Annotated in this window: 14 protein-coding genes; 6 read left to right on the top strand and 8 right to left on the bottom strand. The window is 69.8% G+C overall.

The genetic code is table 11. From position 1 onward, the window contains the following. Positions 1-3: 3 nt before the first annotated feature. A complete protein-coding gene (locus NR810_RS39690) occupies positions 4-2,889 on the bottom strand; it encodes a hypothetical protein (RefSeq protein WP_257460253.1) in 2,886 nt (961 codons plus the stop codon). Between the two features lie 263 nt (positions 2,890-3,152). On the opposite strand from NR810_RS39690, the gene NR810_RS39695 reads away from it, so the two are divergent. Then, entirely contained in the window at positions 3,153-3,680 is a 528-nt protein-coding gene (locus NR810_RS39695; RefSeq protein WP_257460254.1) for a hypothetical protein, read from the top strand. A gap of 3 nt (positions 3,681-3,683) precedes the next feature. On the opposite strand, the gene NR810_RS39700 is transcribed toward NR810_RS39695, so the two are convergent. Then, entirely contained in the window at positions 3,684-4,250 is a 567-nt protein-coding gene (locus NR810_RS39700) for an FHA domain-containing protein (protein ID WP_257460255.1), read from the bottom strand. Between the two features lie 142 nt (positions 4,251-4,392). On the opposite strand from NR810_RS39700, the gene greA reads away from it, so the two are divergent. Both greA and recG read left to right on the top strand, forming a co-directional pair. Next, a complete protein-coding gene (gene greA / locus NR810_RS39705) occupies positions 4,393-4,902 on the top strand; it encodes a transcription elongation factor GreA (protein ID WP_257460257.1) in 510 nt (169 codons plus the stop codon). A gap of 91 nt (positions 4,903-4,993) precedes the next feature. Next, a complete protein-coding gene (gene recG / locus NR810_RS39710) occupies positions 4,994-7,744 on the top strand; it encodes an ATP-dependent DNA helicase RecG (protein WP_257460258.1) in 2,751 nt (916 codons plus the stop codon). A gap of 10 nt (positions 7,745-7,754) precedes the next feature. On the opposite strand, the gene NR810_RS39715 is transcribed toward recG, so the two are convergent. The 6 genes from NR810_RS39715 to NR810_RS39740 form a co-directional block, all read right to left on the bottom strand. Further along, positions 7,755-8,045, bottom strand: a complete 291-nt coding sequence (locus NR810_RS39715; protein WP_257460260.1) for a hypothetical protein — start codon at positions 8,043-8,045, stop codon at positions 7,755-7,757. Positions 8,046-8,217: 172 nt separating this feature from the next. After that, entirely contained in the window at positions 8,218-10,251 is a 2,034-nt protein-coding gene (locus tag NR810_RS39720; protein WP_257460261.1) for a hypothetical protein, read from the bottom strand. Positions 10,252-10,254: 3 nt separating this feature from the next. Continuing rightward, entirely contained in the window at positions 10,255-14,481 is a 4,227-nt protein-coding gene (locus NR810_RS39725; RefSeq protein WP_257460262.1) for a M4 family metallopeptidase, read from the bottom strand. Between the two features lie 329 nt (positions 14,482-14,810). Then, positions 14,811-17,633 carry a hybrid sensor histidine kinase/response regulator gene (locus NR810_RS39730; protein WP_257460263.1) on the bottom strand — a complete coding sequence of 941 codons (2,823 nt, stop codon included), beginning with the start codon at positions 17,631-17,633 and terminating at the stop codon, positions 14,811-14,813. Positions 17,634-17,831: 198 nt separating this feature from the next. Further along, positions 17,832-19,034, bottom strand: coding sequence for an alanyl-tRNA editing protein (locus NR810_RS39735; RefSeq protein WP_257460265.1), 1,203 nt, complete (start codon positions 19,032-19,034; stop codon positions 17,832-17,834). 60 nt (positions 19,035-19,094) lie between these two features. Beyond that, entirely contained in the window at positions 19,095-19,457 is a 363-nt protein-coding gene (locus NR810_RS39740) for an STAUR_1299 family protein (protein ID WP_257460267.1), read from the bottom strand. Between the two features lie 248 nt (positions 19,458-19,705). On the opposite strand from NR810_RS39740, the gene NR810_RS39745 reads away from it, so the two are divergent. The 3 genes from NR810_RS39745 to NR810_RS39755 all read left to right on the top strand — a co-directional run bounded on the left by NR810_RS39745 (position 19,706) and on the right by NR810_RS39755 (position 22,841). Next, on the top strand, positions 19,706-21,415 hold the full coding sequence (locus NR810_RS39745; RefSeq protein ID WP_257460268.1) for a DUF4091 domain-containing protein: 1,710 nt from the start codon (positions 19,706-19,708) through the stop codon (positions 21,413-21,415). A gap of 88 nt (positions 21,416-21,503) precedes the next feature. Continuing rightward, complete coding sequence (locus tag NR810_RS39750; RefSeq protein WP_257460269.1) at positions 21,504-22,145, top strand: protein-L-isoaspartate(D-aspartate) O-methyltransferase; 642 nt, start codon at positions 21,504-21,506, stop codon at positions 22,143-22,145. 132 nt (positions 22,146-22,277) lie between these two features. Further along, positions 22,278-22,841, top strand: a complete 564-nt coding sequence (locus NR810_RS39755; protein ID WP_257460270.1) for a hypothetical protein — start codon at positions 22,278-22,280, stop codon at positions 22,839-22,841. Positions 22,842-22,844: the final 3 nt, after the last annotated feature.

Raw genomic sequence — 22,844 nt, forward strand, 5'->3', positions numbered from 1 at the left:
GGCTCACGGCCCGAGCCCGTTCAGCAGCCGGATCAGCGCGTCTCGTGTCGTCTCGCCCTCGCGCGGGTGGATGGTCTGGATCACCTCGCCGCGGTCATTGAAGATGCGCAGCGGCTCGCGCGAGGCCGGAGAGCGGTCCACCACCATGTTCATGTCATCGCCGAGCACGAAGGACACCGGCACCGTGAGCGTCTGGAGGCGTGGTGCCAGCGGAGAGCCCGGGGGGATCTGGCGCGGCGGTCTCACCGTCACGCCCATGCCACCCAATCGCTCGAAACCGAATTCCTCTCGCAACCACAGGGTGTCGATGCGTACGTCCGGGTAGCGCTGCACCAACGGCTTGTAGATGGTGTCACGCAGCTCGCCGGCCGTACGCCCGCCCATGTACGCGTCCACCACGACGATGTGACGCGCCCCACCCTGGATGAGGGCCTCGAAGGACTGCCGCATCGCCGCGGTGTCGTATTTCGTCTTGGCCGTCTTGGGAGCCTTCACGCTCGGCAGGGCACGCAGGCGGGGACGCAGCAGCTCGTCGCCGAAGGTCGTGGCCTCGGCGAGGAAGGCGCCGCCGCGCTCGATGCCCACGACCACGTCTGGAGACAGCGCCCGGAGCTGCTCCCTCGCCGTGGCAATGGCCGCCTGGTTCTCGGCGACGGTGGATTCCAGCATGTAGCCCGCGAACTCTGGCGGGTAGGGGGCGTTGTGTACGTTGCGGAGCTGCAACAGCGTGGCGTAGCGCTCTTCCTCGCGGCTGCTCGGAGCCATCCGGATCATGTCCATGATGTCCTCGTGGCTGCGCGTGAGCGCCTGGGCGATGGCACGCAGCCGCTCCGTCTGGGGCGAGATGGGGAACGGGGGCAGCAGTGGAGGGAGGGGCCCGGGTGGCGAGGGCAGCAACCACGGTGCGGCGCCTGAAGGCAGGGCGGCCGGTGGCTGTGCCCCAGGCGGCAGTGCGAGCGGCGTGCCCGGCGCGGGCCCGAGAACGCGGCTCCCCCCCGCCGCGAGCAGCTCCTCGATCGACGCGGCCTGCGCGGGTAGCGCGTAGCGGCCCCACCTCCCCGCCACACCGTGTTGCTGGGAGAGCACCAGCCACGCATCCTCCGTCGTCACCACGCCCAGCGGCGTTCCTCCGGAAGAGAGGAGGGGACCGCCGCGGAACGGTGCCAGTGTGGGGTGCTGCGCGAGCAACTCGGGCCTCACGCTCCGCCACGTCCCATTCCCCAGGGGCGTGAGGGTGCCGTGTTGGCCGGCAGGGCCGAAGACGGTGAAGCCTTCCGCGGTGACGTGGATGTGGCCCGCCTCTCCGGCGATGGACACCTGCAGCACGCCCGGGGACACCTGTTGCACGGACAGGCCCGGCACGGGTTGGAGCGCCTGCCCGGACGCGCTCGCCCGCGCCATCGTCTGCAGCGCCCGGACGTCCACGCGCGAGAGCAGCCGGCCCACCAGCCGCCCCGCCAGCGGCATCGCGGCGCCCAGCCCGAAGGACAGGGCCGAGGCCCGCGCGATCTGCCCCGGGGTGTACTGGTGTTGCCGCCAGAGCGCTTGTGCGTAGGCACCGGACAGGGGCGTGTAGGCGGTGTAGGCGGACTCGGCCGTCATCATCGCCGCCGTGCTGAACGCGCCGAGGCCGCCCAGGACGAGCGCCTGCCTCAGCAGCGTGGGGGCCGCGCCCATCAGGGGCCCCGAGAGGAAGCCGCCAGCCACCAGCAGCGCCACGTTGAGCGTCCCGACGATGGCTCCGCGCACCTGGACCTGGTGCACGCCCTGCTCGAAGTCCTCCAGGGAGATGTCTCCCGCGCGGAAGGCCTCGTGCATCTCCCGGCTGGCCTCCGGCGCGCCTCCGGTCATCACGTTCGCGAGGCCATAGTTCGTGGCCCGGTTCCCGGCGGCCACCACCTCCTGGCCCGCGAACAGCCGCTCGTACCAGGCTCCCTGCATCAATTGCCCGGCCCGGTCCATGGACTCGTGGATCTGCCGGGTCTCGCGCTCTCCGTAGGATTCGGTTGGTTGGGCGCGGGCCATCGCCTCCGCGTGCCCGGTGGCGAAGGGGCGCGCCTCGGCGGTGAGGAAGGTGGAGAGCCGGCTGGAGATGCCCATGGCCAGGCCGGTCAGGTCCGCGTGCTCCTGGGAGAAGCCGGAGACCCGCGCCTGGAGCTGCTCCAGGAAGGCCATCCACCCTCGCACCGTACTGGATGCGACGCGGCGGTATTCACGGGAGATGATCGCCCGGCTGTCGGAGATGGCGCGGGTGACGAGCGCGTCCAACTCCGCGAGCTGCCGGACACCGTCCGCCTCGGCGGCCACCTGCGCCTGCACGGCCTCCATTCCCTCCGGGTCCACCTGACCCAGGAACAGGGCCCCGTCCAGCGTGGGAATCGCCCTTCCCCGCAGTTGGAAGACGAGCGAGGTGGCCGTGGCGGTCTCCGCCTGGGGGTCCACCAGCGCTACGCGGACAGGGGTGCCCAGCAGATCCGCATGCGCGGGGCGCCAGCGTCGCAGCACCTCATCCACCAGGAGGATGCCAATGCGCTGCGAGTCCCCGCCCGAGGTGAGCTGCTGGAAGAGACGGATCTTCCAGTTGCCGCCTCCCGCATCACCCGAGGCGAGCCTCGGGTAGAGAAGCCGGTCGAGCGGCACCTGCACCTCGCGCAGCACCTGTCCCCGTTGTCCGGGAGTGGCCGCCGAGCCGACCCCCCGTGCGCGGGCGGCGCCGTTGAGCCGGGCCCACTCCGCGGGGGAGATCGCCCCGCGCAGCACGTGGTAGGCCGCGAGCACGTCTTCCGAGACGGGGGCCGCGCCTTGGCTCGGGACGACCGCTCCCGGGGAAGCCACCTCGTGCTCCGCCTGAAGCATGCGTTGCACGGTGTGCTGGAGGTACCGCGGCATTCCCGCCGGAGCTCCCGTGGAGGGGGCGGCCCGGCTCGATTCTTCTTCCTGTTGGGACTCGTTGCCGGGGCGAGGCGCGAATGTGTAGGTCATATCGTGTCATGACGTGGAGAGGGGATGCCGCCCACCCGCGTTCATCCCGACCACCGCCCCCCGCACCTCGTGCAATGGTGGTGATTCTTCGACAGATGCCGCTTGCGCGTCCAGAAGGGCCGTTCACCCGGACGTTGCCACGAGGGGCGCGCGGTCGTAAGACGGGCCCCGTGTCCGCGCCCGATCCCCGGAAAGACCCCCGTTACCGCCCCTTCCGAGTCGCCGCCTACGGCCTCTACATCGCCGTGGTGAGTGTCTTCTGCCTGGCGATCATCATCAGCGTGACGCGCTCGGTGGCGGCGATGACGCCGGAGAAGAAGCCTTCGGCCGAGCAGGTGCTCTCCTACCGCGAGTGCCTCGACGCGGCGGACTCCCTCTGGAAGCAGCTCGAGTCCGAGCGGGAGACCCTGGTGCGCACCTCGCCGGCTCGCAAGGTGGACCAGGAGTGGATGCGGTTCCGCACCGCCTGGTTGCACCAGTTCCGCGACCGCGAGGCGCAGTGCGCGCTCCAGTCCAGGGATCGCGCGGGCCTCAAGGATGTGTTCCGGCGGCTGGAGGCCGTGCAGGACCTCTACAACATCCACGCCGTGCAGTACGCGGGCGAGGTGGGCGGCGAGGTGGACGCGCTCCACGCCGCCTTCGCCACCGCCCGCAAGAACCCCGCGGCGGGCTGGCAGCCACAGCAGCAGCAGCGCTGAGGCTCAGCGCGGCGGAGGCTTCCCGGCGCCCAGCCGGGTGTGCAGCGTGTCCGTCAGCAGGTACCAGAACTGAACATTTCCGAAGCTGAGGATGTCGCCGTCCTTCAGCGTGGCCTCACGGGTGGAGAGGTTCTGCCCGTTGAGGAAGGTGCCGTTGGTGGAGCCGAGGTCTTTCACCGTGCAGCGGCCCTGGGCCTCGTTCCACTTGAGCACCGCGTGGCGCTTGGACACCGACGTGTCGTCGATGAACAGGTCGCAGTCCGGCAGCCGGCCCACGCTCAGTTCCTCCACCCGGTCGAGCGGGGGGAGGGTGGTGATGAGCAGGTTCTCGAACTCGAAGAGCAGGGTGAGCATGCCGCGCTCGATGGCCTCGGACGAGGCCACGCGCGTGGGCTCGAGCACGGCGGCGGACGGCAGGCCGGGCGAGCGCTGGATGAACACGAAGGGGCCGAGCTGACGGCGGAAGGCCCCCATGGACAGTGACGCGCCGAGGGCGCGGAGCTCTTGGATGGACAGCACGGTGTGGCAGCATGCCAGAAGTCCGGCCGGCCGGTAGGGCGAGTGCCGCATCGTCGCTTGTGCGATGGGCGGGTTTCGTTGACCAGCCTGTCAAAGTCCTCTTACAGTTTCCCTTTCGGCCCGGCCGCCGCCATCGTGAAGGAGGGTGGTGGGGCCGGGCGTTCACCTTTTGGCGTGGGAAGGAGTCGTTTCGATGAGTGGGAGCGGGAACATTCCGATGACCCCCTCGGGTCTGCGGAAGCTGAAGGCGGAGCTGAAGCACCTTCAGACCGTCGAGCGCGGGAAGATCTCCAAGGAGATTGAGGTGGCGCGCGCGCACGGGGACCTGCGCGAGAACGCCGAGTACCACGCGGCCAAGGAGAAGCAGTCGCACATCGAGGGCCGCATCCTGGACCTGAACGACTGGATTGCCCGGGCCGAGGTCATCGACCCGAGCAAGCTGGGCGGGGACAAGGTCGTCTTCGGCGCGACGGTGGATCTCCTGGACGTGGAGACGGACAAGACGGTCTCCTACCGCCTGGTGGGCGAGCTGGAGGCGGATCTGAAGAAGCGGTGGATCGCCGTCACCTCGCCGGTGGCGCGGGCGCTGATCGGCAAGAAGGTGGGCGACGTCGCCACGGTGCAGAGCCCGGGTGGCGTGCGCGAGTACGAGGTCCAGGAGATCCGCTTCGAGGATCCCCAGGACGAGTCCTCCGAGAGTTGAACCGTCGCCGCGAGGGCGACCAGACGGGGGAGCGGGCACGAGCTCGCTCCCCTGTGTCGTTCTGGTGGCGGAGAGCTGACCTCGCCTTAGGATGAGACGTTCGGATCCGCCTGTGAACCACCCGCTCGCCAGCCTCGTTGGACCCCTGAAATATGCCTGCCGGAGTGACTTCGCCCATCTGTCGACGGTGAAGGACCTGCGCGGTCTGTTGGAGCGCACGCTGGCGGGGGCCACGGGGGTGGACGCGGAGGCGTTGAAGCACTTGCGGGCGGCGTTGCCGCACGTGGACCACCCGACGTTGGACAGGCGCAAGGCGGCGTTGCGGAGGGTGGTGGCGGGCCTGAAGCTGAGTGGAGTCCAGCTTCCGGACGAGCTGGCCCAGGTAGCGAACACCCCCCCAACCCCAACCACCCCTCTCCCTCCGGGAGAGGGACGGGGTGAGGGTATCTCGGGCCCCGGGTCGAGCCCTCTCCCCCTGGGAGAGGGACGGGGTGAGGGTCGTCCCGAAGTAGTCCCCGAGTGGAAATCGAGGGCCCCGGCCCCTCCGCCCCCCGGGAGCAGAACCGCGCCTCTCCGAGCCCCGGCGCCCCCTACACGGACCCTCGCGAGACCCCCGCCTGCCGCGGAGTCGAAGAAGCCCGAGCCGGCGGAAAAACCCACGTCGGGGAAGCGCAAGAAGCGGGTGGCGAAGGGGCAGGAGGAGTCCCGTGCGGAGGCGAAGCTGCTGTCGATCGCGCCGCGCTCGGGGCCGCTGGCGATTCCGCTGAAGACGATGGGCAAGAAGCTGGGCCCGCGTCTGTTGGCGGCGCTGAACAAGAAGGGGCTGAAGCGGGTGGGGGACATCCTCTTCCTGCTGCCGCGCTGCTACGAGGATCGGCGCAAGCTGCTCTCCATCGCGGAGCTCATGCCCGGGGAGAGGGGCGTGACGGTGGGCGAGGTAAAGCTGGCGGACTTCGTGCCGAGCCGGACGGGCAAGCGCTACTTCCGGGCGGTGGTGGCGGACCGCTCGGGGAGCATCGCGGCGACGTACTTCAACGCGGGTCCGTGGCTGAAGCAGCGCTTTCCGGTGGGCAAGCGGCTGGTGCTGTCCGGAGAGGTGAGGGCCTCGCTGTCGGGGCGCGAGATGGCGCACCCGGAGATCGAACCGGCGGAGGATCTTGAGGGGTCCTCGGTGCACTTCAACCGGATCGTCCCGGTGTACCCGGGCTTCGAGCGGGGAGACCAGCGGATGTTCCGGGAGCTGGCCTCGGTGGTGAGCGAGTCCTACTCGAACCACGTGGAGGAGCCGCTGCCGGAGGGCCTGCGCAAGAAGCTGGGCCTGATGACGCTGCCGGAGGCGCTGCGGGCCATCCACTTCCCGTCGGAGGACGCGGATCCGGAGATGCTGGACCGGCACCTGAGCCCGGCGCACCGGAGGCTGGCGTTCGACGAGCTGTTCTTCCTGCAACTGGGCGTGGGGCTGAAGCGGCAGGGGGTGAAGCAGGAGAAGGGCATCACCTTCGACGTGTCGGAGCCGAGGCTGGAGAAGGCGCGCGGGGCGCTGCCGTTCCAGCTCACGGGGGCGCAGAAGAAGGTGATTGGCGAGGTGGCCCAGGACATGGGCCGTCCCGAGCCGATGAACCGGCTGGTGCAGGGGGACGTGGGGTCGGGGAAGACGGCGGTGGCGGTGGTGGCGTCGCTGCTGGCGTTGCAGGACGGCTACCAGGTGGCGGTGATGGCGCCCACGGAGATCCTCGCGGAGCAGCATGAGCGGACGTTCCGCAAGCTGCTGGAGCCGCTGGGCTACAAGGTGGGGCTGGTGAGCGCGGCGGGGACGGCGAAGCGCAAGCGGGAGATCCGCGACGCGGTGGCGCGCGGGGAGATCCACCTGGCGGTGGGCACGCACGCGCTCGTCCAGGAGGACATGGGCTTCCAGAAGCTGGGCTTCGTGGTCATCGACGAGCAGCACCGCTTCGGCGTGCTGCAGCGGCACACGCTGATGAGCAAGGGCGTGCACCCGGACGTGCTGGTGATGACGGCGACGCCCATTCCGCGCACGCTGGCGATGACGCTGTACGGGGACCTGGACGTGTCCATCATCGACGAGCTGCCGCCGGGGCGCACGCCGGTGAAGACGCGCGTCTTCAACGACAAGCAGCGCGCGCGTGTGTACGAGGCCGTGGCGTCCGAGGTGCAGAAGGGCCACCAGGCCTACGTGGTGTATCCGCTGGTGGAGGAGTCGGAGAAGCTGGATCTGGAGGACGCCACGCGCGGCGCCGACAAGCTGCGGCAGGTGTTCCCTGGCGTGGAGGTGGGCCTGCTCCACGGGCGCATGAAGCCCGAGGAGAAGGATCTGGTGATGGACGCCTTCCGGGCCGGCACCATCCAGCTGCTCGTCTGCACCACCGTGGTGGAGGTGGGCGTGGACGTGCCGAACGCGTCGGTGATGGTGATCGAATCCGCCGAGCGCTTCGGCCTGTCGCAGCTGCACCAGCTGCGCGGGCGCGTGGGCCGGGGCGCGGCGGTGAGCTATTGCTACCTCGTGGCCAACCTGGCGCGCTCGTCGATGGTGTCCTCCGAGCGGCTCGGCGTGATGGAGCACAGCACCGACGGCTTCGTCATCGCGGAGAAGGATCTGGAGATCCGCGGCCCGGGCGAGTTCCTCGGCACGCGGCAGAGCGGCATGCCGGAGCTGGCGGTGGCGAACCTCGCGCGGGATGGGGATCTGCTGTCGATGGCGCAGCAGGAGGCTCGGAGCATCCTGGCGAGAGATCCCTCACTGAAGGCTCCCGAACACCAGGGACTGGTGAAGGCTCTCGAGGAACGTTGGGAGGGCCGGCTGGCCCTCGCCAGGGTGGGGTAGGCCGGTCCGCTCAGCCGACGGCGAGCAGGGACTCCGCGGTGGCGGGCTCCTCCGAGGCGATGCAGACCCAGTCGGCCAGCTCGGCCGTACGGCTGGTGTAGAGCTCGTTCGGATCCAACCCGAGCTCCCGGCACCTGCCGTGGAAGAGGGCCTCGCCGCCCCGTGCATGACAGTGATTGATGAAGTCCTGGACCGACTCGATCGCCGGGTGCTGCTCCAGGAAACGCTGCAGCGCGAGGTTGGCACCGTGCCGCTGGGAGTGCTGGACAACGGGGGTGAACCTGTTTCCTTGGGTATTCATGCGCCCTCCGGGTTGGCGCGGAGTGTAGCTTTTCCGCGCTTCGTCACTCCAGCGAAGGTTCGGTTTTTTCCGAAGTTTCGAGAGAAACTCCTCTCGGCTCCGTTGAAAATAAAAAACGGCGGCCTCACTGAAATGAGGCCGCCGTTCATCCTGCGAAACGCGAGGGTTCAGCTCACCGGGCGGTGAGCGAGCCCACGGCCACGTCGATGGGGCTCAGGGTGCCGTTCTCCGGCAGCGCATGGGCCTTGGAGACCTGGAGCCGGACCGGGCCCGACGGCAAAGCGGGGCCCGTCTTCAGGTCCAGCGCCACCGAGAGCACGGGGCCGTTGAAGGACGCCGCCGGGGCGGCGGTGCCCTTCTGGAACGCGCCCACGAGCAGGGTGCTCTCCTTGACGGAGCTCTTGAAGAGCTGCGGCCCACTGCCCAGATCGAAGGCGTGGTTGAGCGCGTACTCGGAGTCCCCGCTGCTCAGCTTCGCCCAGGAGGCGCGAGGCTGGTCGGCCGAGAGCGTCAGATCCACGCCCCGGCCCAACGTCCCCGCGGGCGCCATCAGGTCCAGCACGAGGCGGCTGTCCGTGGACAGCGCGGCGTTCTTGATCAACCTCCAGCCGGTGCTCTGCGGATCCTCGTAGGTGATGCCCGTGGCGGCTGGCACGGTGACGACGGCGGAGGCCGTCTTCGTCGGGTCACCCACGCTGGTGGCCACCACCGTGAACCGGCCGGCGGCGGCGGCGGGGGCGGTGTAGAGGCCGTCGGCGGTGATCGTCCCGCGGCTGGAACCGCCACCCACGGACCAGGTCACTCCCTTGCGCGTGGTGCCCTTCACGGTGGCCGTGAAGGTGGTCGACTCACGCGCGGTGAGCGTCTTGGAGGTGGGCGTGAGGGAGATCTCCACGTCCGGGACGGTGATGGTGACGGTGTCCCGCTTGGTCGTGTCCGTCACGCTGGTGGCGATGACGGTGTAGGTGCCCTTGCGGTTCGGAGCCGTGTAGGTGCCCGAGTTGGTGATGGTGCCGTTGCTGGCACCGCCCTCCACGGACCAGGTCACCGCCGTGCTGCCCGTGGTGCCCGTGACCTCCGAGGTGAAGGTCGCGGTGGCGCCCTGGTCGAGCGTCGCCTCCTCCGGGGAGACCGTCACGTTCACCCCCACCACCGTCACCTGGACGGTGGCCTTCTTCGTGGGATCGGCCACGCTGGTGGCGACGACGGTGTAGGTGCCGCCGCGCGAGGGCGCCGTGTACACGCCCGAGCCGTCGATGGTGCCGTTGTTGGCACCGCCCTCCACGGACCAGGTCACCGCCGTGCTGCCCTTGGTGCCCGTCACCGAGGCGGAGAACGTCAGGCTGCCCGTGGTGTGGGTGCTCGGCTGGGCCGGGGTGAGGCTCACGGCGATGGGGCGCACCGTCAGGGTGGCGCTGCCCTTCTTCGTGGGATCGGCCACGCTGGTGGCGAGGATGGTGTACGTGCCCTCGATGTTCGGCGCCGTGTAGATGCCGGAGCTGGTGATGGTGCCGTTGTTGGCGCCGCCCTCCACGGACCAGGTCACCGCCGTGTTGGGGGTGCCCGTCACGCTCGCGGAGAACTCCACCACCGCGCCCTGATCCACCGTGTCCGTCCCGGGCGTGAGCGCGATCGTCACCGGCACCACGTTCACCCGGAGGGTGCCCTGGCGGCGGGGATCGGCCACGCTGGTGGCGACGACGGTGTAGGTGCCCGGCGTGGTGGGCGCCGTGTACACGCCCTGGTCGGTGATGGTGCCACCGGCCGCGCCCTCCAGGAGGGACCAGGTGACGGCGGTGTCATCGGCCCCCGTCACCCGCGCGGTGAAGGTGGTGCTGCCCGCGGTGGGGAGCGTCGCGGACGACGGCTCGATGGCGATGACCACGGCCTGGAGCACGGTGATGGTGGCCGTGTCCTTCTTCGAGGTGTCGACCGCGTTGGTGGCCACGACGGTGTACGTGCCCGCCGTGGTGGGCGCCGTGTAGACGCCCGAGCTGGTGATGGTGCCGTTGCCGTCACCACCCTCCACCGACCAGAGGATCCGCGGCTCCTTGGCGTCCTGGACGGTGGCGGAGAGGGAGGTGCTGTCACCGGCCTTCACCGAGACGGTCTTCGGCGAGACGGTCACCGGGCCCGCGTCCGGGTCGCCGCAGGCGACGAGCGTTCCGAGCAGGAGCGGAACAATGAGTTTGATCAACGTTTTCATGGATTACCGTCCGAACTGGCTGACGAAGAGGGTGGCGTCGTTGTCGTTCACGGAGCTGTCGGCATCGAGGTCCGCGGTCGTGTCGTAGGTCGGCTGGCTCGAGTCACTGCCGTACGCCTGGGCCATCAGGCCCATGTCCTCACCGTCCACGATGCCGTCGCCGTTGAGGTCGCCGGTGTAGACGATGACGGTGGCCGTGGCGCTCGTGGCCCTGTGGGCGTTGCTGGTGGCGGAGATGCGGCAGGTGCCAGCGGTCGTGGTGGCCGAGTACGCACCCGTGGCGGTGATGGTGCCGCAGGTGTTCCCCTCCTTCACGGCCCAGCTCACCGACGTGTCGTTCGCGTTCTCCACGCTCGCGGAGAAGCTGGCCGTGCCACCCACCGCCACCACCACCCGGGCGGGAGAGATGGTGAGGAAGGGCGGCGTGAACTCGAGCGTGGTCGTCCCCTCGCCGGAGTGGCCATAGGCGTCGTACGCCAGCGCCTTCACCGTGTGCTGGCCCTCGGCCAGCAGGACGGCCTTGTAGACGAGCTCGTACGCCGGCGCGTAGCCCCGGCCCACGGGGACTCCGTCCACGTAGTACTCCACGTGGGTGACGCCCGTGTCATCGCTGACGTTGGCCCTGAGCGTGAAGAACTCGAACACGCGGTCGGCGGTGACGGAGCTGACGACCGGCGCGGCCGTGTCGTCCGTCCTGGCGTGGAGGATGGAGAAGGACGCCTCCGCCTGGGACTCGTTGCCCGAGATGTCCTTCGCCTTGACCATCAGCGTGTGGGAGCCGTTGGACAGCCCGGTCGCATCGAACGGAATCTGGTAGGTGCCGTTCGGGTCGATGCGCTCGGCCACGGGGTTGCCGTCCACGAAGAACTCGAGCTTCGACGTCCAGGCGTTGTCGCTCACCGTGGCGTTGAGCTGGATCGTCCCGTACGAGCCATCCACCGAAGCGGTCAGCGCGGGGGGCTGCACGTCCGTGGCGGTCGAGACGTGGAGCTCGACGTCATCCAGGAGGAAGTACGCGGCGGAGCCCGGGATCTGCGGGGCGACGAACTCGGACTCGAAGTAGAGCCGGATCGTCTGTCCCTTGAAGGCGCTCAGGTCGAAGCGGTGCTCGACATAGTCGTCGCTGTTGTCCAGGTTCGAGTACGTCGCGAGCGTCCGCAGCTCCTTGCCGGCCGAATCCCGCACCTGGACCTTGAAGGTGTCATGCACCTTGCCGTCGGAGAACGCGCCATTGATGGTCTGCAGCCAGAAGCTGTAGGTGGCCGCCGAGGCGTTCGCCGGGATGGTGACGGTCTGGTACAGGGCCGACTTGTTGGGACCCCGGTCACCCCGGAAGAGGATGTGGATCGCCCCCTCGTGCGGGATGCTGTTGTAGAAGCCGATCGACCCGGTCCGGGTCGTGCCCAGGGACCAGATCGGAGTGGTGTAGTTCTCGAAGCTCGGGTTGCGGATGATCTGGCCGCGGGTGGTGTCGAGGACGAAGCGCACCGTGGCCGAATCCGTCGTGTTGCCGGCCGAGTCCGTGGCCCGGGCCACGAGGGTGTGCATGCCGTTGCTCAGCGTCGAGAGCTCCACGAGCTTGGAGAAGGACCCGGCCGACTGCCCCAGGGACTCTCCGTCCAGGAAGAACTCGACGGCGCCGACGTAGCCGTTGTCGGAGACTTCCGCGGAGAGCTCCACGTGGCTGTCGGAGGTGGTGACATGGGCCACCACGGACGGGGCCTCGGTGTCGCGCGAGTCGATGACGCGCAGCGAGAAGTCGTCGATGAGGAAGCCGGTGGCGTCCTGCTCGTCCTCGTTGCCCTCCAGGTACACGCGGATGGTCTGGCCCGCGTACGCGCTGAGGTCGAAGCTGCGCTGCACGTAGCCGAGCGTGGCGTCCAGGTTGGACCAGGTGGCGAGCGTCTCCAGCACCTCGCCCGAGGTGTCACGCACCTGCAGCACGAGCGTGTCCCGGACCTCGGGGCCCGGCTCATCGGTCTCCAGCTTCATCCAGAAGGACAGCGAGGTGTGGGTGGCGGAGGCCGGGATGGTGACGTCCTGGTACAGGTTGTCCTTGTGCACCTCGCCATAGCCGTTGAGCCAGACCATGGCGGTGCCGGTGCGCGCGGTGTTGATGGGGTTGTTGATGTTGCCGCGGGGCTCTGCCTCCCAGCCCAGGCCGTCGTTCTCGAAGCTGGGATCCTGGAGGAGCTGGGTGATGCGGTGGGCCACCGTGAAGGTGTAGCCCTCCGACAGGGTGTAGTTGCCCGCCGCGTCGTGAGCCACCACGGAGAGATCGTGCGGCCCGTTGTCGAGCATGGAGACGTCGAACGGAATGCTGAAGGGCAGCGAGGGGTCCGTGCCCACCTGGGTGCCATCGACGAAGAAGTCCACCCGCTTCACGCCCACGTTGTCCGTGGCCGTCGCGTTGAGCTGGAGGACGGGCGCATTGCCCGAGACGCTCGCGGTGGCCGACGGGGGCGTCCGGTCGTCATAGGTGCCGCCGGTGTAGCCCACGTTGATGGCGGCGAAGGCGTTCTCCACCGCGTGGTACTCGTTGGACTGGGAGCCGAAGAGGTCCGCCGCCGACTCGAGGCTGGCCGTGCGGGCCATCTTGTAGTTGGCCGACGGGTACAGGTAGACGGTGACGGCCCGGTACCAGATGGCCGCGGCCTTGTCGTTGCCGATGCCCGTCATGCCGCTGGGCAGGAAGTCGCTGGCGTAGTCGTCGGGCGTGTCCGTCTTCTTCTTCGCGCCCTGGGACAGGAAGTAGAAGGCGCGGTTCATCGGCCCGCTGCTGAAGTGGACGTCGATGCTGTTGAGGCTGGGGGACCAGGCATCCGGGCTCACGCCGTCCTTGCTCGGCTTGTACATGTAGCGCATGGGCGAATCGGACAGATCCTCACCCATGGTCCAGTTGGCCCCGGTGTCGCCGATGGTGTTGCCCCGGCCGTTGCGCACCCAGAACTCCGTCATGGTGCCGAAGATGTCGGAGTTGGCCTCGTTCAGGCCGCCGGACTCGCCGGCGTAGATGAGCCGGGCCGTCTGGGACATGACGCCGTGGCTCAGCTCGTGGGCGGACACGTCCAGCGAGGCCAGGGACTTGACGCCGCCGGGCGCCGGGTAGGAGCCGTCGCCGTAGCTCATGCAGAAGCAGCCGCCGCTCCAGAAGGCGTTGTTGTAGAGGTTGGCGACGTGCACCCGGTTGTAGGTGGGCGTGCCCCGGTCATCGATGCCGTTGCGGCCGTGGATCTTCTTGTAATAGTCCCACGTCGACTGCAGGCCGAAGTGCGCGTCCACGGCGGCCGTCTGGCCGTTGTCGTCGCGCGTGGGCCCGCCATCCTTGTAGTTGTTCCCGTCGCCCCAGGTGTTGTCCGCGTCGATGTAGGGGTAGAGCGTGGCGGGCAGTCCGAGGTCCACCCGCGCGTGCGCCACGTCATAGGTGCGGTTGCCCGCGCCGGAGCTCCGGGTCGTATCGCGCAGCTCGAAGCTGCCGTCGGGATGCTGCCAGGTGTCGAGCCGCACCTCGCCGCTGTACTGCGAGAGGCCCTTGCCGGTGGCCGCGGCCGTCTCCAGCGAGTTCCACCGCTTGATCACCTTGCCGGTGCGCGCGTCGAGGATGAAGTCCGTGTGGACGATGCCGTCCTTGGGGTTGTCCAGCTCGGTGTGGACGTGCCAGGCGAGCCGGTAGCCCGTCACCTCCTCGGCGAAGTCCACCGCGTTCAGCTCCGCGTAGGGCTTGTCCGCGAGCTTCACCCGCCGCGTCTGGGGATAGATGACGAGCTCGGCCTTCGGCTCGGCACCCATGAGGCCGCCCGGGGCCAGCTCCAGGGTGGCCAGGGAGATGGCACTCGCCGCGTCCACCGTCGGCCGCAGGCCCACGCGGATGCCCGTGCGCAGGCCCTCCTTCGTCACCGGCAGGCGCATTCCGGCCGGGCTCATATGGGTGATGGCCATGGCGCCCCACACCGGTACGCCCTGGTGGAGCTGCTGGAAGTGGGCATGGGTCTGGCCGAAGCGATCCGTGTGGGCGCCCGCCAGCTTGAAGTCATCCTCGGGTTTCAGCCCGAGGTCGCGGCGTTGAGCCTTGAGGAGCGCGAGGGATTCCGCCACGCGAGACGGCTCCCGGTTCCGCACCTGCAGGAGCGAGGACTGGGAGAGCGGAGTGAGTTTTTCACCCGCGAGGGAGGGGCCCGCCGTGAGGAGCGCGGCGAGGAGCAGGGGCCAGCGTGGCCACAGCATGGACATATGGGGAACTCCACCGGACTGCGTCGAGGGAGATCCCGGTCGGCTGACACTTTGCTGGGAGGAGCATCAGCGGCCGGGAGGGGCTCGCTTCGCTGGTGTTGGAGGAGTCCGACGTCTGACACCCGGAGAGGTTTCCCCTGGACTTCTCGCCGCCAGCGCAGCGCGGCGATGATACCCAATTGTTAATTGATTGAAAATCGCGCTGGACCCCGGAGGTGGCTGATCGGCCACACGAAAAATCACGAGAGTCCTGAATTCCAGACGGATTCTCATCCAACGGAACCCGCGAGGTCTGGAATCCCGCCGAGCCATGCGCGAGCGGATCGCGCTCAGCGCCGCGCGAAGCGGTTGACGAGGTTGGCGAGCGACATCACCAGCTCCGCCGGATCCACGGGCTTGGGCACGTGGACCTGGAAACCGGCGGCCAGGGCGCGCGTCCTGTCCTCCAGCCGGGTGAAGGCGGTGAGGGCGGCGGCGGGCACCTGGCCTCCCCGCTCGGGGGGAAGGGCGCGCACCCGGCGGATGAGCGCGTAGCCGTCCTCGCCCGGCATGCCGATGTCCGAGACGATCAGATCCGGTGGGGAGCGCACCAGGGACTCGAAGGCCTCGGCCACGCAGGTGGCGACCGTCACCTCCGCCTTGCGCTCCTCCAGCAGCACCCGGAGCAGCTCGCGGGTGTCCAGCTCGTCTTCCACCACCAGCACGCGCACGCCGGACAGCTCGGGCAGGTGTTCGGGCAACAGCAGGCACGGAGGCCGCTCCGTGGCGCGCGTGCCGGACAGCGGCAGCCGCACGGTGAAGCGCGAGCCGCGGCCCTCGCCCTCGCTGTGCACCTGGACGGTGCCACCGTGCAGCTCCACCAGCTGGCGCACGATGGCCAGCCCCAGGCCGAGGCCCCCGTGACGGCGGCTGGCGCTGCCGTCCGCCTGGCGGAAGCGCTCGAAGACGTGGGGGAGGAAGTCGGGGGAGATGCCCTTGCCCGAGTCGGTCACCTCCAACACCGCGTGCGGCTCCTCGCGCCGCAGCCGCACCGTCACCCGGCCTCCCTCGGGTGTGAACTTGAGGGCGTTGGTGAGGAGGTTCCAGGCCACCTGCTGCAGCCGGTGGGCGTCTCCCCGCACGGTGCCCACGCCGGCCTCCAGCTGGGACTCGAGCTGGATGTTCCGGGCCGCCGCCGTGGGGCGCACCGCCTCCAGGGCCGCCTCCACCACGCGTTTCGGCTCCACCGGCTGCGCCTCCAGACGCATCCTCCCGGCGACGATGCGCGAGATGTCCAGCAGGTCATCGACGATCTGCGCCTGGGACCGGGCGCTGCGCTCCACCGTCTCCAGGGCGCGCGCCTGCTTGTCGGGCTCGAGCGTGCTGGTGCGCAGGATGCTGGTCCACCCGAGGATGGCCGTGAGCGGAGTGCGCAGCTCGTGCGAGACGGTGGCGAGGAAGTCGTCCTTGGCGCGGTTGGCCTCCTCGGCCCGGTCCCGCTCCTCGCGGGCCAGCTCGAAGAGGCGCGCGTGCTCCACGGTGATGGCGATCCGGTGGGCCAGCTCCTCGGCCATCCGGAGATCGTCGGCGTCATGGGGGCGGTAGCCTTCGCCCGCCGCCACGACGAGGACGCCGAAGGCGCGCCCATCCAGGGCGAGGGGCACCGCGAGGCCCCTCAGGCCCACGAAGGCGCGCCGCAGCTCCCTCCGGGCCTCGTCCGGCTCCGAGGCGAGCGCCTCCTCCGTGAGGGCGGGGAGGTGCTCGGGCCGGCCGCTCTCCAGCACCGCGAGGGGCCCGTGGGGCGTGTCCTCCAGGGGCCGGCCCGCCTTGCGCAGCCGCAGGGCGCGGATGGGATCCACGTCGGTGAAGGCCACCCGCGTGAGGTGGCCCTGGCCGTCGCGCAGGTAGATGCCGCACCACTCGGCGAAGCGCGGCACCAGGACGCGGGTGAGGCGCTCCAGCGCCTGGCGCAGCTCCAGGGTGGAGGAGAGCGCGGCGCTGGCCTCGGAGAGGAGCTCCATCGCCTGGCGCGCGCGCCGCTGCGTGGTGATGTCGGTGATGGTGCCCACCCATTCGCGCACGGAGCCGTCCAGCTCCATCACCGGGACGCCGCGCGACACCACCGGGGTGTACGTCCCATCCGCGCGGCGCAGGCGGTACTCCACTTCGTAGAGGCTGCGGGTGGCGAAGGCACGCTTCCACACAGCCGAGACCCGGGCCCTGTCCTCGGGGTGGGTGGCTTCCATCCACCCGCCGCCGTTGCGCCACTCCTCGTAGGACTGGCCGGTGAAGCCGCACCAGGTGGGGGAGTCCTCCTGGAAGGTGCCCGAGGCGTCCATCGTCCAGAGGATGGTGGACGTGGCCACCACCAGTGAGCGGAAGCGTGCCTCGCTGCGGCTGAGGTCCTCCGCCAGCCGCTCCGCCCTCCAGCGGGCGCGCACCACCTCCGTCACCTCGAAGGCGAACACGGCCACGCCATCCACCCCTCCCACGGCGTTGCGCAGCGGCTGGCAGGTAAGGTGGAAGAGGCGCTCCTCGCGCCGGCCGTTGGGGCCCTCCACCCTCAGTTGCACCTGCTCCAGGATGAAGGGGGCGCCGGTGACGTAGACGCGGTCCAGCACCTCCAACAGGCCCTCGCCCTCCAACTCCGGCAGGGCCTCGCGGGCGGGCCGGCCGGCCATCTCCCGCCCGCCGTGGAGCTGCCGGTGGAGCGGGTTGGACAGCTCGAAGATGTGCTGGGGCCCGCGGGTGACGAAGGCCACCGCCGGGGCGCTCATCACGAGTGCGTGCAGGCGCGCGTACTCGGTCTCCACCTGCTTGAGGGGCGTCACGTCCCGGAGGATGACGAGCAGGCCCTCTTCGGAGGGAAACACCCGTGCCTCCAGCCAGGAGCCCAGGGAGACGAGGTACTCCTCCACCGTGGTGGGTACCCTCCGGGCGAGCGCGTCCTGGCATGCCCTGCCGAGCGCCGTCTCCGCCAACGCCGGGAGCGTGCGCCACAGACACTGGCCCAGGAGCTCCTGCCGGGAGCGGCCCAGGATGCGTTCGGCGCTGACGTTGAGGTAGGTGGGACGCTCCTGGACGTCGAGTACGAGCACACCATCCGTGACGGACTCGAGGAGCTGCTCGAGTCGTGGCGGCGCGGAGCGGTTCGTATCCGTCAGGGGGAACATGCGGGGGATCGTGACAGGTTGGCCGCGCGACCGCCCGTCATCGCTCCGTTCCAGAGATCGCCAGTGAACGGGCAGCGTCGAGATTTTCACGTCGCGGTACGTCCAGCGTTGGCAGCCCTACACGAGCGGTGTGCGGCGGAGCGCCACGGTTCCGAAGTGCCCCAGGTTCGCCTTCCTGGGGAACGTGGATGCGGTATCTCAGCCGAGCAGCGAGGCCACGAGGGCGGGCCAGTCGGTGTTGGGGGGGAGGCGGCCCTCGGCATGCTCGGGGCGGCCACCGCCGCGTCCACCGGCGGCCTCGGCGGCGCGCTTGAGGAAGGCACCACACCCGAAGCTGGAGCCACTGCCGCGGGCGATCAGCACGGACAGCCCCTCGGGGGAATGGCCCGCGAGCAGCACCACGGCCTCGGGCCGGTTCGTGAGTCGCGCCGCGACGGAGCGCAGGTACTCGGGCGTGGCGCCCTCGAGCATCGCGACCACGCGCTTGTCCGGAGACTGCTCCAACCGCGTGGCCAGCTCGGCGGCGGTGGACTCGGCGAGCTTCGCCCGGGCGGCGCCCAGGGCCTCGCGCACGTCGGTGAGATCCCTCCGCAGCTTGTCCACGGAGGCGGGCACATCGAGCGGTCCGCACGAGAAGGCCCGGCCGAGCGAGCGCAGCGTGCCGGCCTCGTTCCACAGCTCGCTCCGGGCGCGGCGGCCAGCGGAGAAGAGGACGCGGCCCTTGCCCTTGTAGCGCTCGACGCCGAGCACGCGCACCATGCCCACCTGGGCCGAGCGCGTGCAGTGGGTCCCCCCACAGGGCGACACGTCGAAGTCACCGACCTGCACCACGCGGATGTTCTCCGTCACCTTGGGGGCGCGGCGCAGGGGGAGGGCGGCCAGCTCCTCGGGCGTGGGGAAGAAGGCGCGGATGGCGATGTCGTCATCGATGATGGAGTTGACGAGCTCCTCCGCCTCGGCGACGCGCCGCTCGTCGAGCACGTCCAGGTCCACGTCGATGGTGCACAGCGTCTCGCCCAGGCGCGAGGACACGGTCTGGGCGTTGGCCACGTCCACCAGCGCGCGGGACAGCATGTGCTGGCCGGTATGCAGCGCCATGTGCACGCGGCGGCGGACGCGGTCGATCTCTCCGGACAGCTCGGCGCCCACCTCGGGGAGCCGCGTGCCCTCGGGCGTCTCCAGCACGTGGTGCACGAGGCCCGCGTCATCCACCTGCACGTCGCGGATGGCGAGGCCGCCGAGCACGCCCCGGTCGGCCATCTGGCCACCGGCCTCGGGGTAGAAGGCGGTCCGGTCGAGCACGACCGAGGGCGTGCCGTTCCACGTGCCATGCGCGAGGACGCGTCCGGTGAAGTGGAAGAGGAAGGGATCGCTGAAGTAGAGGCGCTCGGTGGGAGTCATGGCGGAGAGAGGGATAACACGCCGCGGAGGCGCGGGAGTCCGGGGAGGGGAGCGGCGGGGCTACCTGGGCCCGTAGCGTTGCTTGAGCTCGGCCATGGACAGGCCGCTCCACCGGGAGAGCAGCTCCACCACGTCGCGGGCGTGGATGAAGTGGAGGGTGTCCCCGGCGAACACGGAGAGGAACACGCCGCCGCAGTGGGGCAGCTTCGCGCCGCTCGACTCGAGGTAGTCCACGAGGCGCGGCAGCGTGTAGTCGAGCAGCCAGGCGCGGACGTTCTCGCTCGGGAGGACGAGCTCGTAGCTGGTGGCTCCGGAGAGCTCGTCGCCCTGCTGGTTCCGGATGCGTGAGATGGCCTGGTTGGCCTCGACGGCGGGGGCATGGTCGAAGGCGAGGCGGAGCAGTTCGTCGGTGGTGGTGTCCATGAGCGGCTCTCCCGTGCCGATTCCCACCACGCGACTTCCGGAAGCGCAAGCGGGGAGTGGAGCTCTTTTGGGCTCCCCCCTCTGCGAGGCCCCCTCGGGGAAGCGGCGGCCGTCTCCGCGCCGGCCCGCCTGACCGTCACTCCCTTTGTTCACATGGCACCAATGGGCAGGAGGTCACTTCCTGGATTCATTCCCATGGTCAACACACCATGAGAACACTTCCTTGCGTTCTAGGTGTGCTGGCGTTGGTGACCGGACTTCCCGCCTGGGCGGAGGAGCTCCCCTCGGCCTGGGGAGCGAGCGCCATGGAGAAGGTGCGGCCCCAGACGCCACCCAAGACCCACACGGGCGTGCGGCTGGTCGCGGCGCGCAACGAGTTCGTCTCCTTCCAGGTGGGGCTGCACGGGGGAGCGTCCGGGTGGAGCGGGGTGCAAGCGAGATTCACCGCGCTGGATGGCCCCATCCTCATCAAGGAAGCCGACATCGTCCTCTACCGGGAGACGTTGCTGCCCATCACCCGGACGTCGACGGTGTACACGGACACCGGGCTGTGGCCGGACGGGCTGATCCCCGACGTCGACGAGACGGTGGGAGAGAAGCGCCGGGCCTTTCCCCTGGACGTCCCCGCGCACGAGTCTCGTGCCCTCTGGGTGGACGTGCACGTCCCGATGGACGCGCCTCCTGGCGAGTACCACGGCACGTTGGAGGTGTGGGGTAACGAGCACGGCACCCAGGTGAGCGTGTCCCTCACGGTGTTGGACGTGGAGATGCCGAGCACGGCGTCACTCCGGACGCACTTCATCCTCTGGTCGCCCAGCGTGTGCAAGGCCTACACCGGCGAGCGCGAGTGCTCGTCCGAGGTCCTGTATCCCCTGTTGTCGTCCTTCCAGCGGATGGGGCTCGAGCACCGCGTCTCGATCTCCAGCCAGTTCGATCCCGAAGACATCCCCGATTGGGCCACCTTCGATGCGTGGTGGGGTCCGTTCCTCTGGGGGACCGCGCCGCTGCGCCTGCCTCGGGCGCGGATGACGAGCCTGCAGTTCCTGGGGCCTCAACAGCCCGAGCGGATCTCCGAGTTCGCGGCCCAGTCCGAGGCGCGCGGCTGGCTGCCCATCGCCTTCAACTTCGTGGCGGACGAGCCTCCCTATTTCAGCACCTTCGACCAGGTGCGGACCCGCGCCAGCCAGTCACGGCAGGTGGCTCCGCAGCTGCGCACGCTGGTGACCTCCAATGAGCAGGAGGCCACGCATTTCGGGACGATCGACCACATCGACATCCTCGTCGTGGCGGTCAACTTCATCGATGGGCTCAGGGCGCCGTTCGTGGGCGATCAGCGGCCCCGGTACGAATCGTTCCTCGCGCTGCCGAACCGGGAGCTGTGGCTCTACCAGAGCTGCTTGAGCCACGGTTGTGGTGGCGTCATCCCGGAGAACGCGCCCGCCCAGGGCTGGCCCTCGTACATGATTGATCGCCCGGCGGCGAAGGCCCGGGCCATGGAGTGGGTGTCCTTCCTGTCGGGCGCCACGGGCGAGCACTACTACCAGGTGGCGCAGATGCTCTCCACGGCGTGGACGGATCAGTACACCTACGGGGGCAATGGGGACGGGACGCTCTTCTATCCGGGGACGGTCTCCGTCATTGGTGGCACCACCGACGTGCCGCTGCCGTCCATGCGCCTCAAGCAGATCCGCCTCGGCCTGCAGGACTACGAGTGGTTGAAGCTCGTGAGTGACGCGGGAGATCCGGCCTTCGCGCGGCGGGTGGCGCGCGAGCTCATCCCCGCGGCCTGGCGTGTGCCCGACGACGGCCGGGCCTTCGAGCGGGCCCGCCTGCGCCTCATCCGGCGATATCTCGAGCTGGCGGGGGTTGGCATCCCCCCCATCGTGGAGGAAGGCATCCTCGAGCCGACCGTCTCGGCCCCCTCGAACCCGGACGAATCCTTCCGCCTCGCCCAGTGAGGAGGGGGAGGCACTGATTCCCGCCTGGTCATCATCCGGGCGGGAAAGGGCCTGCATCACGTTCTCCCCGTGGTTAGGGTTGCCGCATATGGGTGACGTGGAGCTCGCGGAAGCACTCAGGCGGCAGGGCATCTCCGATCAACGTGTGCTCGAGGCGATCCGCCGCTTGGAGCGGGCGGAGTTCGTCCCGGAGGCAATGAGGAACGTGGCAGGCCAGGACACGCCCCTGCCGATCGGCCATGGGCAGACCATCAGCCAGCCCTACATCGTGGCCTTCATGACGCAGGCGCTGGACCTCCAGCCGGGGGAGCGGGTGCTGGAGATCGGTACGGGCTCGGGCTACCAGACGGCGGTGCTCGCGCAGCTCTGTGGCGAGGTGTACTCGGTGGAGGTGGTGCCCGAGCTGGCTGGCCCGGCCCGGGAGCGCCTGGAGCGGCTCGGCTTCGGCAACATCCACTTCCGGGTAGGCGATGGCACGGCTGGCTGGCCGGAGGAGGCGCCCTTCGACGCCATCCTGGGAACCGCCGCTCCCGAGCGCCTGCCACCCGCGCTCTACCAGCAGCTGAGGCCGGGAGGACGGCTGGTGCTGCCGGTGGGGCCGCTGCACGGAACGCAGGAGCTGATCCGGGTCACCCGGCCGCCCGCGGGGGAGGCGGCCCGGGTGGAGAACCTGCTGGGGGTGCGCTTCGTCCCGATGACGAGCGCTCCGCCGTCCGACTTCCTGCACTGAGCGTGCGGGCCGTGCATGCCCCCTCTCCCTCTGGGAGAGGGCTGGGGTGAGGGTCTTCCTTCCGTCACGACCGTGCGGCGGAGCTCCTGGGGCGCATTGCCCGGGTGGAGCGGGGCCGCTAACCTCTCGGTCATGATCATCTGCCCCGTGTGCGAGCACCAGCAGGCTCAGGGCACCGAGTGTGAAGTCTGTGGAAAGAAGCTGACGGCGGTGGCGCCGGTGGCGGTGGCGGTGGCGACGCTGCCGGAGCTGGAGCAGACGCAGCTCGCGGGGGGACGCGCGCCGGTGCAGACCGCGGCGATCCCGGACCTGGAGGTGACGCGCCTGCAGTCGGTGCAGAACGTCGCCGTGCAGCCCGTACCCGAACTGGACACGGGGCGCTCGGCGGCGGCGGGCAACGTCCTGGTGGCGCCCATGCAGGAGATGGACACCGGGCGGGCCGCCTCGGACGGGCTGAAGACGGCGGCGCCCACGGGCGCGGTCGTCTGCCGCTACTGCCGCAACGTGCAGGCCTCCGGGGCCGTGTGCGATCGCTGCGGCATGCGGCTGCCCAAGCTGCGCACGGAGCAGCCAGCGGCCGTGGCCGCCAAGGCGGCCGCGTCCGGCGAGCGGGCGGGGTGCCCCCGGTGCCACACGCCCGGGTACGCGGGCCGGGCCTGCGTCACTTGCGGCACCCTCATTCCCGCCGCGGGGTGATAC

Origin of the sequence: Archangium lipolyticum (genome assembly GCF_024623785.1) — a bacterium.
Classification (GTDB): Bacteria; Myxococcota; Myxococcia; order Myxococcales; family Myxococcaceae; genus Archangium; species Archangium lipolyticum.